Source organism: Streptomyces sp. NPDC028910 (assembly GCF_055564955.1).
The window spans coordinates 1-16946 of sequence record NZ_JBVHVF010000028.1; the positions used below are offsets into that span (position 1 = coordinate 1).

General features: G+C 73.5%; 13 protein-coding genes. 8 read left to right on the forward strand and 5 right to left on the reverse strand.

The features are described 5' to 3' along the window. Nucleotides 1–96: 96 nt before the first annotated feature. A complete protein-coding gene (locus tag ACZ4TV_RS27430; protein ID WP_468137667.1) occupies nt 97–1485 on the reverse strand; it encodes a DUF6777 domain-containing protein in 1389 nt (462 codons plus the stop codon). 300 nt (nt 1486–1785) lie between these two features. On the opposite strand from ACZ4TV_RS27430, the gene ACZ4TV_RS27435 reads away from it, so the two are divergent. Next, nucleotides 1786–3072, forward strand: a complete 1287-nt coding sequence (locus ACZ4TV_RS27435; RefSeq protein ID WP_468137668.1) for a streptophobe family protein — start codon at nt 1786–1788, stop codon at nt 3070–3072. A gap of 81 nt (nt 3073–3153) precedes the next feature. On the opposite strand, the gene ACZ4TV_RS27440 is transcribed toward ACZ4TV_RS27435, so the two are convergent. Together ACZ4TV_RS27440 and ACZ4TV_RS27445 are read right to left on the reverse strand one after the other, a co-directional pair. After that, nucleotides 3154–3855 carry a hypothetical protein gene (locus ACZ4TV_RS27440; RefSeq protein ID WP_468137669.1) on the reverse strand — a complete coding sequence of 234 codons (702 nt, stop codon included), beginning with the start codon at nt 3853–3855 and terminating at the stop codon, nt 3154–3156. Between the two features lie 7 nt (nt 3856–3862). After that, nucleotides 3863–6205 carry an FHA domain-containing protein gene (locus ACZ4TV_RS27445; protein WP_468137670.1) on the reverse strand — a complete coding sequence of 781 codons (2343 nt, stop codon included), beginning with the start codon at nt 6203–6205 and terminating at the stop codon, nt 3863–3865. A 178-nt stretch (nt 6206–6383) separates the two neighbouring features. Here ACZ4TV_RS27445 and ACZ4TV_RS27450 point away from each other — a divergent pair, with 178 nt between their 5' ends. From ACZ4TV_RS27450 to ACZ4TV_RS27470, 5 genes are all read left to right on the forward strand, one after another. After that, nucleotides 6384–7466 (forward strand): cation diffusion facilitator family transporter, encoded by a 1083-nt coding sequence (locus tag ACZ4TV_RS27450; protein WP_468137671.1) that lies wholly within the window; start codon nt 6384–6386, stop codon nt 7464–7466. Nucleotides 7467–7520: 54 nt separating this feature from the next. Next, nucleotides 7521–8000, forward strand: coding sequence for an NUDIX hydrolase (locus ACZ4TV_RS27455; RefSeq protein WP_468137672.1), 480 nt, complete (start codon nt 7521–7523; stop codon nt 7998–8000). Nucleotides 8001–8048: 48 nt separating this feature from the next. Further along, nucleotides 8049–9302: a Tm-1-like ATP-binding domain-containing protein gene (locus ACZ4TV_RS27460; RefSeq protein WP_468137673.1), complete on the forward strand. Its 1254-nt coding sequence runs from the start codon at nt 8049–8051 to the stop codon at nt 9300–9302. A 157-nt stretch (nt 9303–9459) separates the two neighbouring features. After that, a complete protein-coding gene (locus ACZ4TV_RS27465) occupies nt 9460–11049 on the forward strand; it encodes a serine/threonine-protein kinase (RefSeq protein WP_468137674.1) in 1590 nt (529 codons plus the stop codon). Next, complete coding sequence (locus tag ACZ4TV_RS27470; RefSeq protein WP_468137675.1) at nt 11046–11663, forward strand: hypothetical protein; 618 nt, start codon at nt 11046–11048, stop codon at nt 11661–11663. The genes ACZ4TV_RS27465 and ACZ4TV_RS27470 overlap by 4 nt, the downstream gene beginning before the upstream one ends. 167 nt (nt 11664–11830) lie before the next feature. On the opposite strand, the gene ACZ4TV_RS27475 is transcribed toward ACZ4TV_RS27470, so the two are convergent. Further along, on the reverse strand, nt 11831–13120 hold the full coding sequence (locus tag ACZ4TV_RS27475) for an ATP-binding protein (protein WP_468137677.1): 1290 nt from the start codon (nt 13118–13120) through the stop codon (nt 11831–11833). A 160-nt stretch (nt 13121–13280) separates the two neighbouring features. Between ACZ4TV_RS27475 and ACZ4TV_RS27480 the strand changes: the two genes are divergently transcribed. Next, nucleotides 13281–14744, forward strand: coding sequence for a glycosyltransferase family 39 protein (locus ACZ4TV_RS27480; protein WP_468137762.1), 1464 nt, complete (start codon nt 13281–13283; stop codon nt 14742–14744). Between the two features lie 112 nt (nt 14745–14856). Next, on the forward strand, nt 14857–15633 hold the full coding sequence (locus tag ACZ4TV_RS27485; protein ID WP_468137678.1) for a trypsin-like serine peptidase: 777 nt from the start codon (nt 14857–14859) through the stop codon (nt 15631–15633). 15 nt (nt 15634–15648) lie between these two features. Here ACZ4TV_RS27485 and ACZ4TV_RS27490 read toward each other — a convergent pair whose 3' ends face one another. Then, entirely contained in the window at nt 15649–16839 is a 1191-nt protein-coding gene (locus ACZ4TV_RS27490; RefSeq protein WP_468137679.1) for an acyltransferase family protein, read from the reverse strand. Between the last annotated feature and the right edge of the window lie 107 nt (nt 16840–16946).

Consider the following 16946-nt stretch of genomic DNA (forward strand, 5'->3'; position numbering starts at 1 on the left):
AGGGAGAAGAGAAGAAACCGAACGGCGCACGCTCCCCCCCCCCCCCCACCCCCCTCCCCCCCCCCCCCCCCCCCCCCACCCCCCCCCCCCCGCGGGCTACTGCTGGATGCTGTCGCCGGGCAGGACCGGCGAGGGCGGCGGCGGAGGCGGCGGCGCGGGCGGAGACGGAAGCTGAGGCTCCGGGACCGTGAGCTCCGGTTGGGGCTGCGGCGCGGCCGTGGTCGGCGCCGGGAGCGGCGCAGGCGTTCTCTCCTCGCCCGGCGGGGTCCTGTCGACCGGCGCGGTCGGTGACGGGGGTGGCGGGGTCGGCGACGGGGTCGGCTCACCCGGCGGGGTCCTGTCGACCGGCGGCGACGGGGTCGGCGACGCGGGCTTGTCCGTCGGGGACGGCGCCGGGGTCGGCGACGCGGGCTTGTCCGTCGGACTCGGCGTCGGCGACGCCGGCTTGTCCGTCGGAGTCGGCGTCGTGGTCGGCGTGGTCCGGTCGGTCGCCGTCGGCGTCGGCGTCGTGGTCGGCGTCGTGGTCGGCGTCCTCCCGTCGGTCGGCGTCGCGGTCGGCGTCGTGGTCGGCGTCCTTCCGTCGGTCGGCGTCGTGGTCGGCGTCCTCCCGTCGGTCGGCGTCGTGGTAGGCGCGGTCGGGAACGGCGTCGTCGGGAACGGCGTGGTCGGGGGCGTCGGGATCACCGGCGGCGGGACCTGCTTGTCGCCCTTGCCCTTGTGGTCACCGCGGTCGCGCTCGTACCAGCGCCGGTGGTGGTGGTCGTAGATCACGAACTTGTTCACGACGGTCACGGACGGTGCGATCACGACGACCTTCGAGGGCTGGTACGTGTTCCACGCCTGCCCGAAGCGCTTCGGATTGGCCTTCAGCGCCACGGGCGGATCGAGCGGGTTCCCGCACGCGCAGCGCACCCGGGGCACCCCTCGGTCGTCCACCAGCACGGCCGTCCCGGCCTGGAGCACGGCCTGGTAGCTGGTGGCGCTGCCGTCGCGGTAGCCGTGGTTCGTGACTCGGGTGTCCATCCGGGTCTGGACCGGGGTGAGGGAGCGGAGGTAACCGGGGACGGCCGTCGGCTGGAGGCCGAGCGCCGAGCCGAAGGCGGCGTTCTTGGCGGGCTGCGCGGACAGCACGCTGACCTGCTTCTCGACGTCGCAGCTGGGGATGTTCTTGGTGCCTTCGTACACGCCTGGCGCGGCGCCGCTGACGCTCCTGGTGGCCGTCGTGGTGCCCGAGGTCTCGGTGCCCGTGTCGGGGGTGGTGCGGCCGGGGGACGGCGGCTGGGTCGGGGACGGCGGCCGGTCCGCCGGCGGCGGCGTGGCCTCCTTCGTGGCGGTCGACTCCGTGAACGGGTCGGGCCCGGAGGCGGCGGCCGGCTGGAGGAACACCTCGGCGCCGGCGTCGGTAGTGCCGTCGGGCCGGATCAGCACCACGGCCAGGGTCACTGCCGCCGCCACGGCCACCAGGGCGGTGGCGAGCCGGGGCACGGACCGCCACCAGGGTCCGCCGGACGGACCGCCGGAAGGGCCGCCGGGCCCACCGGGCCCGCCGGGCACACCAGGGCCGACCGGCCCACCGGGCGGCGCCGGTGGTGGCGGTGGTGGCGGCCCCTGCTGCCCACCGGAGAGCGGGCCGGAAGGGGGCCCGGTGGGGCGCTCTGATGACGGCGGCTTGCCGGAAGGTTGTGTGCTCACGGGCTCTTCTTCCCAGGAGGAGGGAGTTCCCTGCGGACCATTGTGTGCGCCGTCCGGGTGGTGCCCGCAAGCCGAGGATGTAACGGTTGCAGGGTGAGTCAGACGCCGAGATCGCCATCGTCCAGGGGCGCCGCCAGGGCATGGCGCGACGCCCTCGTCGCCGTCCTCGCGGGTTTCGCGGTGATGACCGCGGTCGCGGCGGCCGGTCTGGCGTCCGCGGGCGCGGGCGACCTGCCCGGCGGTGCGTTCCCCCGCGTGATCGCCGCGGTCGTCGTGATGGCGGCCGGCGGCTCGGTCGAGGTGGCGGGCGAGGCCGGTTTCCTGGCGGGGGCGGACGCGAGCCTGTCGGTACTCCCGCTCTCGGTGAGCCTGGGCGGCGCACTCACGGCCGGCTACTGCTTCCTGCGCCCCCTGCACAACCGGGCCGTGGCCCGGCCCCGCGAACTCGTCGGCCGCGCCGTCCCCTTGGTCGTTTTGTGGCTCCTCGCGCTGACCGGCGCCGGGCTCCTCGCCCGCCAGACCTTCGGCATCTCCACCGACGACTCCCCCCTCGGGACCATCAGCGAACTCCTCGACGCCGCCCCGACGGTGGGCTTCCGGACCGACGTGGCCGCCACGCTCGTCTTCGGACTGCTGTGGATCCTCGGCCTGTTGTTGATCGCCCTGCTGGTCTCGCGCCGTGCGCCGCTCCCCGCCGGGTTGGTCCGCTTCCACGCCGCGCTGCGCCCGGCCGCCTTCGCCACGATGCTGCTGCTCCTCGCCTACGTCGTCCTCGGCGTCGGCGTCGGCCTGGTGGTGGCCGCGACCCAGGGCCACCCCGCGCGGACCCTGGCCGTGGTCCTGCTCGGACTGCCGAACCTCGCCTGGCTCGCGCTCACCCTGGGCTTCGGCGGCGCGTGGAACGGCAAGGTCGAGGGCCCCTTCGGGCTGCCGATGCCGCAGCTGCTGGACCAGGTCCTGCGCGGCTCCGACCTGTCCACGGTCGACGTGGCCTCGCTCGCGGAGCGGGACTCCCGCGTGTGGTGGCTGGTCGCGGTGGCCGCCGTCCTGCTGCTCGTCACGGGCGTACTGGCGGCCGTACGGTCCCCCGCCCACGTCCGCCCCTGGCAGCACGCGGTCCACCTGGGCGTGGCGCTGGCGCTGGCCACCCTGGCGGTCTGCCTGCTCGGGCGCGTCCAGGCGCAGTTCGGGCTCTCCCTGCTGGGCATCGGCGAGGTGGACGAGCTCAGCGGCAAGGTCGGGCTGAGCCCCGTCCTGTGGCGCACGGTCGGCCTCGGCCTCCTGTGGGGTGCGGTGGCGGGCTTCCTGGGCGCCCTCCTGGCCCGTCCCCTGCACCGCCGCGGCCGGGTCGACGAACCGGCCGCGGCACGGAAGGCCTAGCCCTGAAGCCCCAGCCCTGACCCGGTCCCACCGACCCGCCGCAGGCCGCAGCTCGCCCCCCTCCCCCACCCCCCTTATTCCTCACTCTTCACCGGGCTCATTGGTTCCCACGATCAAGGTCGGGTCGTTCGGGTTGTGCGTCGCCACGATCCGGGTCGGGTCGTGCGCCACCTCCCGTTCGGGCCGCCCCACGGCCGGGCCGGCTGGTGGCTGATCCGCTCCTTCGGCGGGCACACCGCCCGCGTCCGTTTCCGCCGCTGCCCGCTCGCGCCCGGCGGGGGCCCCCGGTCCCGCGACGACCGCGTAGGTCGTCGGGCGGGTGCCGTCGTCGTACAGCCACCGTCCCGCCGTCTCGTCGTAGACCCACACCGACTCCCCGTCCAGGACCACCCCGGCCCGCAACCCGCGTACGGACCGCCGGAAGGTTGCGGCGTCGGCCCGCCCCGCGGCGAGGTCTTCCACGGCCCGCCGGTAGCGCTCCAGTGCGTCGGCGCTGCGCGTGAGCAGCGGCCGCGCGTCCTCCGCACGGCTCGCCGGCTGCCCCCCGGCCGTCGGCGGCGGCTGCGGCACGGTGACCAGCAGGCGCCCGTCCACCCAGGCGGACCACCCGTTGGAGCACAGGATCTCGCCCCACTCCCCGCGCCGGGACAGCAGCTGCACGGGCAGGAAGGGGTCCAGGCGCGCGGTCGGCCGGGACACGTCGGGTGCCTCCCAGGCGGCCAGTCCCTCCTGCGGCACGACATGGGTGGGGCGGAAGTCCAGGTCGCCCTCCGGGTCGGTCATATACGTCCTACTTCCGCATGATCGCGGGCTCGTGCCGGCGCAGCAGCCGGGCGATCAGCACTCCGAACAGTACGGACAGCGCCGCCAGCATGAAGGCGCTGAGCAGCCACAGCCCGGGATCGTGGTCGAACAGCGGGTCCTGGGCGAGCCTGCTGGGCACGATCGCGCCCACGTCGATGGTGCCTGCCATGGCGTTCATGGCCCAGCGTGACGGCACGAACCAGGCGAGCTGTTCGAGGACCAGGACGCCCGAGATCTTCAGCACGGCGCCGCAGAAGACGACATTCACGATGACGAGGAGGACCAGCAGCGGCATGGTGACCTCCTCCTTGCGCACGAGGGCGGAGACCAGCAGTCCGAGCATCATCGCGGTGAAGGACAGCACGGCCATCGCGAGGGTGATCTCGATCAGCGGCGGCAGGAAGACGCCCCTGCCGTCCGGGGCGCTGAGCTTCACTCCGGCGAGGCCGACCAGGGTGATGACCACGGCCTGGACGACCGTGATCGCGCCCAGCACCCCCACCTTGGACATCAGGTAGGCGGTGCGGGACAGGCCGACCGCGCGTTCGCGCTGGTAGATGACGCGTTCCTTGACGACTTCGCGCACCGCGTTGGCGGAGCCGGTCAGCACGCCGCCGATGTTCAGGATGAGCAAGGTGTTGAGCGCCGTCTCCGCGGTGAGGGCGCTGCCGGCCACCGCGCGGGCCATGGCTCCCATCACGAAGGGCAGCGCGACCATGATGACGAGGAAGATCCGGTCGGCACTGAGCGCCGCGACGTACCGCCGGATGAGGGTGGAGAGCTGGGAGCCCCAGCTCTGTGCCTTGGGCGGCGGTGGCCGGACGGTATCGGCGGCCCTGTCCGCGTCCCCGGTGAGGCGGGGCTGGCGGGCGGTGACCTCGACGTAGCGGTGGTGCAGCGGCGAGGCCCGGTACTCCCCCGCCCAGTCGCGGCCCCGCTCGTTCTCGAACGCCTCGAAGGCTTCGGGCCATTCGTCGAAGCCGAAGAAGCCGAGGGCCTCGTCGGGCGGCCCGTAGTACGCGGTGCGCCCGCCGGGGGCGAGGAGCAGCAGCCGGTCGCAGACGTCGAGGCTGAGCACGCTGTGGGTGACGACGATCACGGTGCGCCCGTCGTCGGCGAGGCCGCGCAGCATGTGCATCACGGAGCGGTCCATGCCGGGGTCGAGGCCGGAGGTGGGTTCGTCCAGGAAGAGCAGCGAGGGCTTGGTGAGCAGCTCCAGGGCTACGGAGACACGTTTGCGCTGACCGCCGGAGAGGCTGTGGATGGACTGGTCGGCGCGCTGTTGGAGGCCGAGTTCATTGATCACCTCGTCCACCCGGGCCCGGCGCTCGGCCTTGGCGGTGTCCTGCGGAAAGCGCAGTTCGGCGGCGTAGGTGAGGGCCCGCCGGACGGTGAGCTGGGTGTGCAGGATGTCGTCCTGGGGGACCAGCCCGATGCGGCTGCGCAGTTCGGCGTAGTCGTGGTAGAGGTCACGTCCGTCGTAGACGACGGCGCCCTGGTCGGCGGGGCGCAGTCCGGTGAGTGCGCCGAGCAGGGTGGATTTGCCGGCCCCGCTGGGGCCGACCACGGCGAGCAGGCACTTGGCGCCGACGGGGAAGGAGACCTGGTCGAGGAGGACCTTGCGGCCGTTGTCGACGGCGACGGTGAGGTCCTGGACGTCGAGGGAGATCTCGCCCGTGTCCACGAACTCCTGCAGCTGGTCTCCGACGAGGGACAAGGCCGAGTGGCCGATGCCGATGATGTCGCCCTCGGCGACGGGCGCCCGGTCGATGCGGGCGCCGTTGAGGTAGGTGCCGTTGTGGCTGCCGACGTCGACGATCTCGTGGCTGCCGTCGGCGAGGACGCGCAGTTCAGCGTGGCGACGGGAGACGACGAGATCGTCGATGACGAGGTCGTTGTCGGGGGCGCGGCCGATGCGCACGGCGGTCGTGGGCAGGGGCCGGACGGTGGTCGGCGCCCGGAAGGTGCCGGTCATCGCGGGGTTCGAGACGGCGGACGGCCGGGCGGCGGGAGGGGCGGTCACCACGGCGCGTGGACCGTCGGCGGCACTGCCGAAGCGGAGTTCGCTGCCGATGCCGAGATTCCACTCGTGGATGCGGCGGCCGTCGGCCCAGGTGCCGTTGGTGCTGCCCTCGTCCTCCACCGTCCAGTGGTCGCCTTCGGGGCGCAGGATCGCGTGGTGCCAGGAGACGCGGTCGTCCTGGAGGCAGATCTCGCAGTGCGGGTCCCTGCCGACGTGATACGTCCGGCTCGGGCTCATCGGAATGGAGCCCGTGTCGGTTTCCAGGAGGAGCTCGGGCGCGGTCGGCACACCGGGTCGCTGGACCATGAGCAAATTTTCCCACGATCACGCCGACCTGGCACCGGCCGAACATCACCGCAGGTCAGAGGGCTGTTATGGGTAATGACAACGGTCCCCGTTGCAGCCTTTGCCCATCGCGCCGGGGTGCGCTTCACTTCACGCGACGGGACCGAAGAGACGGTGCCGCGACGGGACGGGGGACGCCATGAGCGGGCACGACCACACGCACGGCGATCAGGGCCAGGAGCTCGGCCATGACCACGGGCTGAGCCACGCGGGCCACGCGGGTCACGCGAGTCACGCGGGTCACGCGGGTCACGCGGGCCACAGCCACGGTGTCGCCGCCGACGCCGACCGGCGCTGGCTCGCCATCGCGCTCGGCCTGATCGGCGCGTTCATGGCCGTCGAGGTGGTCATCGGCATCCTGGCGCACTCCCTGGCCCTGATCTCCGACGCGGCCCACATGCTGACCGACGCCGTCTCGATCGTCCTCGCGCTGATCGCGATGCGGCTGGCCGCCCGCCCCGCCCGCGGCGGATTCACGTACGGCCTCAAGCGGGCGGAGATACTCTCCGCCCAGGCCAACGGCCTGACGCTGCTCCTGCTGGCGGTCTGGCTGGCGTACGAGGCGGTGCGCCGGCTGATGGATCCGCCGCCGGTGGAGGGCGGGCTGGTCCTGGTGACGGCGCTCGCGGGCATCGTGGTCAATGTGGCAGCGGCCTGGTGCATCTCCCGGGCGAACCGCTCCTCGCTCGCCGTCGAGGGCGCCTACCAGCACATCCTGAACGACCTGTTCGCCTTCATCGGGACGGCCGTGGCCGGTCTGATCGTGCTGACGACCGGATTCCGGCAGGCCGACTCGATCGCCACGCTCGTGGTGGTGGCGCTGATGGTCAAGGCGGGCTACGGCCTGGTCCGCGAGTCCGGCCGGATCTTCCTGGAGGCCGCGCCGGCCCATGTGGACCCGGACGCGGTCGGTGACCGGCTCGTCGGGCACCCGCCCGTCACCGAGGTGCACGACCTGCACATATGGACCATCACCTCGGGACAGGCGGCGCTCTCCGCGCACGTGCTCGTGGAGCCGGCGGGTGACTGCCATGCCGTACGCCGGGACCTGGAGCGGCTGCTGGCCAAGGAGTACGGGATCACGCACACCACCCTCCAGGTGGACCACGCGCAGGACGCCCTCCTCACGGTCGGCCGCGCGGGCGAGGGCCCGTCGGCCCCGGACTCCCACTGTGCGGACGCGCACGGGCCGGTCCACCGGCACGGCCCGCACGAGCACTGACCGCGCTCGGGGCAGGATCACTGGCCGGTGTCCGTACGGGGCATGCATGGACCCATGACGTACAAGCGCAGTGCCGGACTGCTCCTGTTCCGGCGGACCGGCCGGGAGCCGGAGCCCGGAGTCGAGATCCTGCTCGGGCGCATGGGCGGCCCGCTCTGGGCAGGGCGGGACACCGGGGTCTGGGCCATCCCCAAGGGCGAGTACGCGCCGGACGAGACGCCCCGGGACGCGGCCCGCCGGGAGTTCACCGAGGAGATCGGGCTGCCCCCGCCGGACGGCGAGTACCTGCCGCTGGGCGAGGTACGCCTGAGCAGCGGGAAACTGGTGACCATCTGGGCGGTGGAGGCGGACCTCGACCCCGCGCTGATGGTGCCCGGGACCTTCACCATGGAGTGGCCGCCGCACTCCGGGAACGTACAGGAGTTCCCGGAGTTGGACCGGGTGGCCTGGTTCACTCCCACGGAGGCTCAAAACATGCTGATCCCCTCTCAACTTCCCTTCCTGGAGCGTCTGTTGGGGCTGCTGAAGGGTTGACCTGAGCTGGTACTTGCCAACATCCCCACCTGCGTGGACATTGCACACATGACGAACGTCGTGCTGGTGGGAACCCTGGACACCAAGGGTGTGGAGTACGGCTGGCTGCGCGAGAGGCTGCTGCGCGCCGGCGTCGAGGTGGTACTGGTCGACACAGGAATCATGGGCGAACCCCGGGTGCCCGCCGATGTACCGCGGGACGCGGTGGCCCGGGCAGCGGGAACGGAACTGTCGCACCTGCGCGCGGCCGCCGACCGGGGCGCGGCCGTGACCACGATGGCCCGGGGCGCGGAGGCGACCCTGTTACGCCTGCACGCGGAAGGCAGGCTGCACGGAGTGCTCGCGATCGGCGGCAGCGGCGGTACCTCCATCGCCACGCGGGCGATGCGCGCCCTGCCGCTGGGCGTACCGAAACTGATGGTCTCGTCCATGGCGTCGGGGAACGTCGCCCCGTACGTCGGCTCCTCGGACATCACGATGATGTACAGCGTGGTGGACATCGCGGGGATCAACAGCGTCTCCACACCGGTCCTGGAGAACGCCGTGGCGGCGATCACCGGGATGGCCAGGGCCTTCGCCCGGGCCTCCCGGTCGCGCCGCACGCCCCGGCTCGGAGCGGGCGCCCGCCCGCTGGTCGCGGCGAGCATGGCGGGCGTGACCACGGCCGGGGTGGACGCGGCGCGCGAGCGGCTCACGGAACTGGGCTACGAGGTACTGGTCTTCCACGTCAGCGGCACCGGAGGCCGCACCCTGGAGACCCTGGCCGGGCAGGGGGTGTTCGCGGGGGTCCTCGACCTCACCCTCAGCGAGCTCGCCGACGACCTGTGCGGGGGCATCCTGACCGCGGGCCCCGACCGGCTCAGCGCGGCCGGGCGGGCCGGAGTGCCGCAGGTGGTGAGCCTGGGCGCGCTGGACATGGTGAAGTTCGGCCCGCTGGAAAGCCTGCCCCGGCGGATCCGCGACCGGGGCGTGCACGTCCACAATCCGTCCATCACGGTGATCCGCACGACCGAGGCCGAGTGCGCGGAGCTCGGCCGCCGGGTCGCCGCCAAACTGCGCGCGGCGACCGGGCCCACGGCCGTCTGCGTCCCGCTCCGCGGGCTGTCCACGCTCGGCGCGCCGGGCGGCCCGTACCACGACCGCGGCGCGGACGGGGCCCTGTTCTCGGCGCTGCGCGACGGCTTGCGGGGCAGCGCCGTCCGGCTCCACGACTACGACACGCACATCAACGACCCGGCCTTCGGACGGGCGGCCGCCGACCGGCTGCACGCCATGATCGGCGCGATGTCGGCGGCGGCCTGAGGCGGCGGCCCGAGGCGCCCCGGGCGGCGGGAACCGGCCGCGGCGGAAACCACGTCCCAGGGGACGTGCGGTCCGGGGGGTGGCCGAAAACGGCCACCCCCCGGACCGGTCATCCACGTACGCACGGGCGCCAGACGGCAGGCAGGCGGCGGGAACGATGAGGAACACGTGGACGGTCCCCGGTTACACCGAGGTCCGGGAGCTCGGCTCGGGAGGCAGCGGCCGGGTGGTGCTCGCGGTCCACGACGGCACGGGCACGGCGGTCGCGGTGAAGTACCTCAGCGACCGACTGCGCCAGGACCCCGCCTTCGTCGGGGAGTTCCGGGCCGAGGCCCGGCTCCTCGGCGGGCTGGAGTCCCCGTACGTGGTGAGGCTGTACGAGTACGTGGAGGCGCCCGGCGGCGCCGCCATCGTGATGGAGCTGGTGGACGGCATCTCCCTGCGCGCCCTGATGAAGCAGGCCGGGCGGGCCGACGCCGAGGCCGCGCTGGTGGTCCTCAAGGGGTCCCTGCTCGGGCTGGCCGCGGCGCACCGGGCGGGCGTGGTCCACCGTGACTACAAGCCGGAGAACGTCCTGGTCGCGGCGGACGGCTCGTCGAAGCTGGTGGACTTCGGCATCGCGGCGGGCCGCGGCACCACGCCGGGCGTGGCCGGGACCCCCGCCTACATGGCGCCCGAGCAGTGGCAGGGCCGGCCGGCCTCGCCCGCGGCCGATGTGTACGCGGCGACGGCGACCTTCTTCGAGTGCCTCACCGGGCGCAAGCCGTACGACGGGGAGAACTTCGCGGAGCTCGCCGTCCAGCACGTAGAGGCGCCGGTGCCGGAGACCGAGGCCCCGGAGCCCGTACGGCCGCTGATCCGGCGCGGCCTCGCCAAGCGGCCGGAGCAGCGGCCGGAGAACGCCGAGGCGTTCGTGGCGGAGCTGGAGGGCGTGGCTCTGGCCGCGTACGGCCCACGGTGGGAGGAGCGCGGGCAGCGCAAGCTGGCGGCGCTGGCCGCGCTGCTGCCGCTGCTGTTCCCCTCGGCGGGCGCGCCCGCGGCGGGTACCACGGCGACGGCCACGACCACGCTGAGCGGCGGCTCGGGGTGGGCGCCCGGCCGCAGCGGCTGGCTGGCGGCGGGGGTGGCGCTGATCCTGGGGACGGTGCTGGTGCTCACCACGGACGCGATCGGCGCGGCCCCGGGCGGGGCCTCGGCGCTCAGTGCCTTCGCCACGACGAGCGCGGCCCCTCCCGGACCGGCTTCGCCGATCCCGAGCCCGACCGCGTCCCCCTCCCCCTCCCCTTCCCCGACTCCCTCGCCGAGTCCGAGTCCCTCCGCCTCACCGAGCGCTTCGCCGTCCCGGTCTCCCTGGCCGTCGTACAGCCCGACCCCGACGCCCAAGCCGACGTTCACCAAGCCCACGACGCCGCCGCCGTCCCCGACGGTGAACGTGTACGCGGCCGGGGTGAGTCTCACGCAGACGGCCCTGGACCGGGGACAGGCCGCGGTCACCCTGAAGGCCTCGGGCACGGGAACCGTGAAGGTCACCGTCCAGTGGTTCACCGGGGACGCGAACAACCCCTTCGCGTCGTCCGACGGCACCGAGGTGCACGAGTACACCGTCGGCTCCGCTCTGCCCTCGATCGCGCACACCTTCACCGGGGCGGGCTGCTACTGGGGCGTCAGGGTCACGACCGCGCCCGTGGCCGGTTCCGGTCCGGCGACGCACAGCATCCAGGCCAAGCGGAGGTGCGTCACCGCATGAGCAGCGGCATGAGCAACGGCATGAGCAACGGGGATGACGACTACAGCGCGACCGTCCTCGGCAGTCATTGGTTCAGCGGACCCCCGGCCGGTGGGGAGACGGTCGTCCCCGACCGGGTCGAGGGGTCCGTGCTGCGGTTCGGGCCCGGGGTCACCGCGGCCATGCCCGCGCCGTTCCCGGTGACCGCGGCCGTCGCCGCCCCGCCCCGGCGGCGCCGGGGCGCGGGACTGCGGCGGTACACCCTCGCCGCGCTCGTGCTGGCCGCGGTCCTCGCCTACCTCGCGTGGCAGCGGTTCGGGCCCGCCCTGGAGGTCCGGGAAGTGGCCGTGACCACCGATCCCCAGGGCCCGTCATGTGACGCGACGGCCGACGTCGTGGCCGTCGTGGGGACCAACGGGCGCCCGGGGACCCTCACCTACCGGTGGGTGCGCAGCGACGGCACGCGGTCCGAGCAGCTGACCGAGCGGGTGCCGCGCGGACAGCGGGAGGCCCGGCTGCACCTGCTGTGGACCTTCAAGGGCGCGGGGAGCTACGCCGCCAGGGCCGAGCTGGAGCTGCTGTCCCCCGGGCAGCGCACGGCCGCGGTGGACTTCACCTACCGGTGCCGCTCGTAGGCGCAGGCCCTCCGGTCACGCGGGGGCGCGGGAGGCCCGCAGCCGCTCGGGGGAGCGGCTGCGGGCCGTCTCACGATCCCGTCCCCCGCCGCAACCGGGGGACGGAGCCTGGGAGGCGCCGGAGCAAGCGCCCTGAGTAGGCGCCCTGAGTAGGCGCCTGGACGGGCCTAGAACCGCGCGTGCGCGGTGATGTCCGCCTCGAACTCGCCCGTCATCGCCGGCGTGACCGTCGGCCGGCACTGGGACACCGCCGCCAGGTAGTCCTCCGTGGTCGCGCCCAGTTGCGCGGCCGCCGCGCCCCGCGCGCCGACCGCCTCCAGGTCCCGCTCGAAGGACACCTGCGCCGCGATCCGCGCAGCGTGCTCGATGTCCGCCGGCGTGAACAGCTCGGTCGCGGCCACCAGGGCGCTCACGTCGACGTCCGCGCGCCCCGCCGTGTAGCGGGACCAGATCGCGGCGCGCGCCCCGGCGTCCGGGGTGCCGATCGGGATCAGGTAGTCGAAGCGCCCGGGCCGCAGGAAGGCCGGGTCGAGGGAGCGGATGGAGTTGGTGGCGCACACCAGCAGCCGTTCGTCGCCCTCCCGGAAGCCCGGTATCAGCTTCAGCAGTTCGTTCGTCACGCCGTGGATCCCGCCGGGCTGCGCGGGCTCGGTGCGCACCGGCGCGATCTCCTCGACCTCGTCGATGAAGACGAGGACGCGCTCCAGCTCGGCGATCCGGGCGAAGGCGTCGCGCAGCGCTGCGGCCAGGTTCCCCTCGTCGGCGAGGCGGGAGGGCAGCAGTTCCACGAAGGGCCAGCCGAGCCGGGAGGCGATGGCCCGGGCGAAGGTGGTCTTGCCGGTGCCGGGCGGGCCGAAGAGGGTGATGGCGCGCGGCGGCCGCACGCCGTGCGAGGCGGCCCGCTCCGGTTCGGCGAGCGGCAGCACCACGCGCCGCTCGATGAGGTCCTTCTCCTTCTCCATGCCGGCGACCTTGGCCCACAGGTCGTTCGGCAGGAAACGGCCGCCGAGGTCGTCGAGGAGGCCGGCGGCCGGTCCGTGCAACGGCTCGGTCTTCTCGAAGTAGGCGACGGCGGGCTGCCGGGTGTATCCGGCATTGAGGAGGCCCTCCCCGAGCAGGTCCTCCTCGGGCAGGACGTAGGCGATGCGGCCGACGCGTGCGGCGATGAGGCGTCGCTCCAGCTCGACGAGGAGGGCGCTGGCCAGGCCGCGGCCGCGCCAGCCGGCGGCGATCGCGATGCGCATGACCCAGGCCCGTTCCCCGGTGACGCAGGCGAGCGCGGCGCCGATGGGGACGCCCTGGTGGACGGCGACCACGCAGGGCTGTCGGCCGGTCAGCGCGCTGATGCACTCGGCGAGCGAGAAGACGGACTCCTGGCCGAGTTCGGCCGTGGTGTCGATCAGATGGACCACCGCTGCGAGATCGCTCTCGCGGTAGTCGTGGATGAGCCAGTTCACCGGGTACCGCCCCTCGTTCGTGCTCCTGCGGTGAGGCTAGGGGCGGCCGGGCCGGATGATCACGCTCCGTGGTGCACAACAGCAGGTCCGGAAACCGTCCGTGTCGTCCATAGACTGGTGGCTTCCGCCCACGCCCCGCACCGAGGACCAGCGCACCTTCATGCCTTCCGACATATCTGCCATATCTGTTTCCCGACGCCGGCACCTCGTGTGGCTGGTCCCCGTCCTGTGGACACTGGCGCTGGGGCTGTGGGGCCTCTCCCGGCAGGACAGCGTGTGGCGGGACGAGGCGGCGACCTGGCAGGTGGCCGGACGGTCGGCGGGCGAGATCTGGGCCATGCTCGGGAACGTCGACGCCGTGCACGGGCTCTACTACCTGCTGATGCACGGCCTCTTCGAGGTCTTCGGCGCGAGTACGACGACCCTGCGGCTTCCGTCGGTGCTGGCGGTCGCGGCCGCCGCGGCGTGTGTGGCGCTGATCGGGCGGCGCCTCGCCGGGTTCTGGGCGGGGCTCGGCGGCGGGCTGGCCCTCGGGCTGCTGCCGGCCGTCCAGTTCTACCTCCAGGAGGGCCGGCCGTACGCGCTGGTCGCGGCGGGGGCCGGGCTGTCGACCCTGTTGCTGGTGTCGCTCCTGGGGGGCGGGCCGGGGCGGCGGGTCTGGCCGCGCTGGACGGCGTACGGGCTCACCGTGCTGGTGTGCGCCCTGCTGAACTGGCTGTCGCTGCTGATCCTGCCCGCGCACGCGGCGACCCTGTGGTGGATACGGGCCGGGCGCGGTCCGTGGCTGCGCTGGGCGGCGTACGGCTCGGGGGCGGTGGCGGGGGCGCTGCCGCTGATCCTGTTCAGCCGCGGCCAGTCCGACCAGGTGTCGTGGATACCGCCGCTGACCTGGCACATGCTGATCGGGCCGGCGATCCTTCTCGCGGTCGGCGGCCTCGGCGCGTGGGCCGACCGCCCGGACCGGGCCGGGCTCTCGGCGGCGGCCGTCGGCTTGCCGCTGCTGGCGGCGCCGCAGCTGGGGCTGATCGGGCTGTCCCTGGTCCAGCCGCTGTTCCTGGACCGGTACGTGCTGTTCAGCATGGTGGGTCTGGCCCTGCTGATCGGCGCTGCCCTGGGCGCTGCCGTACGGGCCTGCGCGCCCCGGTTCCCGAGGGCGGCGAGCGTGCTCGTGCCGGGCGTGGTCGGGGTCGCGGCCTTGGCCCTGCTGCCGGTGGAGCTGGGCAAGCGGGCCCCGGCCAGCCGGGTCGACGACGTCCTGGCGGTGGCCGGCGAGGTGGCGCGGCTGAAGCGGGACGGGGACGCGGTGCTGTTCGTGCCGGCCGCGCGGCGGGACACGGCGCTGGTCTCTCCCGGGGCCTTCAGCGGTCTGAGCGACCTGGCGCTGGCCCGGACGCCGGTCGCCTCGGCCACCCTCAAGGGGGAGGAGGCGGACCCGGCGCGGATCCGGGCGGCGCTGCTCGGGCAGAGCCGGGTGCTGCTGGTGACGGACGCGGCGAAGGTCGCGAAGGCGCCGTCGGCGGAGCGGGACAAGGCGAAGGCGGCGGTCCTGCGGGAGCACTTCGCGGTGGTCGAGGACCGGCAGGTGCGGGGTCGGCGGGTGACAGTGTACGAGCGGCGCGGGTAGCACGTGTCCGGTCCGGCCGTGGCCCGCGTTTCACATCGGGTTCACGGGATGCACAGCGGATTCATACGGAATAGCGGCATCCGGACACAGGTTCGGCGGGCAGGGTCGGAACATGATCCATCGGATGCTCCCCCTGCCGGCCCGGCGCACCCGTGCGCGGCGGGCGTCACGGATCCTGCTCGCGCTGGCCGCGACGGCCGGGCTGATCAGCGTGGACGTGCCGGATCCGGCGGGCGGAGCGCCGCTCGGCGTCACCGCGCGGGCGCTGCCCGACGCCACGGCGGACCGGGTGGGCGCGCTCTTCGCGGGCGGGCTCGACGGCGGGCACTTCTGCACCGCCGCCGTGGTGCACAGCGAGGACCGCGATGTGATCGCCACCGCCGCGCACTGTCTGGACAGTCCGTACACCACCGTCTTCGCGCCGGGCTACCGGGACGGCAGGGCTCCGTACGGTCTCTGGAGGCTCACCGGCGTGTATCTCGCTCCGGAGTGGACGGACGGCCGGGACCCGGACGACGACATCGCCTTCGCGACGGTGGCCCCGGTGGACGGCGGGGCGACCGGCTCCGTCGAAGACCTCGTCGGCGGCTTCGCGGTCGCCGCCGGGCAGCCGGACGACGCCACGGTGACGGTCATCGGATACCCGCGGACCCTGGAGACCCCGCTGCGCTGTGCCAACACCACCGCCCTGCTCTCCGCGAGCCAGCGCCGGATCGGCTGCCCGGACCTCAGCGGCGGCACCAGCGGCAGCCCCTGGCTGGTGGACGGCGCGCTGGCCGGGGTGCTCGGGGGCCACGAGGGCGGCGGGAGCGTACCGGAGGTCTCGTACAGCGCGGTGATGGGCGACCGGGCGGTGGAGCTGTACCGGGAGGCGGCGGTCGCCGGCTGAGGGGCCGGACATCCCCTAGCGTATGGCCGGGATGCGTTGCGCTTCGGGTGCGGAGGGCTGCGGGGGAACCAGGTCGGCCGACGGCCGGGACCGGGTGGCCGATCGGATGTCGTGCACTCCGCGGCGCAGGCTGTCGCGCAGTACGCGGCCCAGCGGGCGTTCGACGAGCCGGTGGATGACCCAGGCGAGCAGCAGCATGAAGGCGGTCACGGCGATGACCAGGGGCACGGGCGCCATCTCGCGGCGGAAGTGGTGGATGAAGGTCAGCCCGGCCATCATGTGGATCAGGTAGAGCGGGTAGGTGACCGCTCCGGCGTGCGGGAGCCAGCGCCACTGGATGCCGTCGAGGGCGCCGAGCGCTATGGCCGCCATGACGGTGAAGCCGAGCACGATGATCACGTGGGCGGGCCAGGCAGGTGTCTGCTCGGTGGTGCTGCGGCCCAGGCTGGAGATCATGCGGGCGTGCACGTGGTACTGCGCGAGGAGGAACTGGACGCCGATCACGGCCCACAGGACGGCGTTCGGCCGGAAACGGCGCATCAGGTAGAAGGCGATTCCGGCGATGAAGTACGGGGAGTAGGACGAAACGGCGAAGAAGGACAGCACGCCGTTGTCGACGCTGGGGGCCACGACGCCGGCGAGGGTCCAGGCCCCGCAGAACAGGACGCAGTTGCGGTAGCTCACGCCGCGCATGACGACGACCGCGAACAGTACGTAGAACTTCAGCTCGACGAAGAGGGTCCAGTACGCGTCGTCGATGTCGGGGACGCCCATGCCGCCCTGGAGCATCGTCAGGTTCACCACGACGTGGCTGAACGCCTCCACCCGTCTCACCTCGGGCCAGTTGAACAGCACGAGCGAGGTGAAGGCCACGCCCGCCCAGTAGGCGGGGAAGAGCCGCGAGACCCGGGACACCGCGAAGTCCCCCACGGTGCGGCCCCAGGCGCTCATACAAATGACGAATCCGCTGACCAGGAAGAAGATCTCGACGCCGAGCCAGCCGTAGACGGCGAACCGGCGCGCGACCGGGAAGACGCCCGCCGTCGGTTCGCCCCACGCGCTCTCCAGGACCACGAAGTGGTAGAAGAGCACGGCGAGCGCGGCGAGGACCCGAACGCCGTCGAGGGCCGCCAGGCGCCCGCCAGGGCCCGCGGCCCGCGTACGGCCGTCCGGCTGTGGCCCTCCGGCTGAACTGCCCGCGCTCATCCCTCGACCGCCCCCTCGAAAAGTACGACCGTCCGATGACCGCCGTCAGATCTGCGAAACCCTACAGCGCAGGTCGGGGCGGTCCACCGGGCCTGCCGGTCAGCCGG

Bases quoted from the DNA above. Each gene is read 5' to 3' on its own strand.
- ACZ4TV_RS27460 (WP_468137673.1), top strand. From the start codon at position 8,049: ATGACGAACGTCGTGCTGGTGGGAACCCTGGACACCAAGGGTGTGGAG.
- ACZ4TV_RS27440 (WP_468137669.1), bottom strand. From the start codon at position 3,855: ATGACCGACCCGGAGGGCGACCTGGACTTCCGCCCCACCCATGTCGTG.
- ACZ4TV_RS27490 (WP_468137679.1), bottom strand. From the start codon at position 16,839: ATGAGCGCGGGCAGTTCAGCCGGAGGGCCACAGCCGGACGGCCGTACG.
- ACZ4TV_RS27445 (WP_468137670.1), bottom strand. From the start codon at position 6,205: ATGGTCCAGCGACCCGGTGTGCCGACCGCGCCCGAGCTCCTCCTGGAA.
- ACZ4TV_RS27455 (WP_468137672.1), top strand. From the start codon at position 7,521: ATGACGTACAAGCGCAGTGCCGGACTGCTCCTGTTCCGGCGGACCGGC.
- ACZ4TV_RS27470 (WP_468137675.1), top strand. From the start codon at position 11,046: ATGAGCAGCGGCATGAGCAACGGCATGAGCAACGGGGATGACGACTAC.
- ACZ4TV_RS27465 (WP_468137674.1), top strand. From the start codon at position 9,460: ATGAGGAACACGTGGACGGTCCCCGGTTACACCGAGGTCCGGGAGCTC.
- ACZ4TV_RS27485 (WP_468137678.1), top strand. From the start codon at position 14,857: ATGATCCATCGGATGCTCCCCCTGCCGGCCCGGCGCACCCGTGCGCGG.
- ACZ4TV_RS27480 (WP_468137762.1), top strand. From the start codon at position 13,281: ATGCCTTCCGACATATCTGCCATATCTGTTTCCCGACGCCGGCACCTC.
- ACZ4TV_RS27450 (WP_468137671.1), top strand. From the start codon at position 6,384: ATGAGCGGGCACGACCACACGCACGGCGATCAGGGCCAGGAGCTCGGC.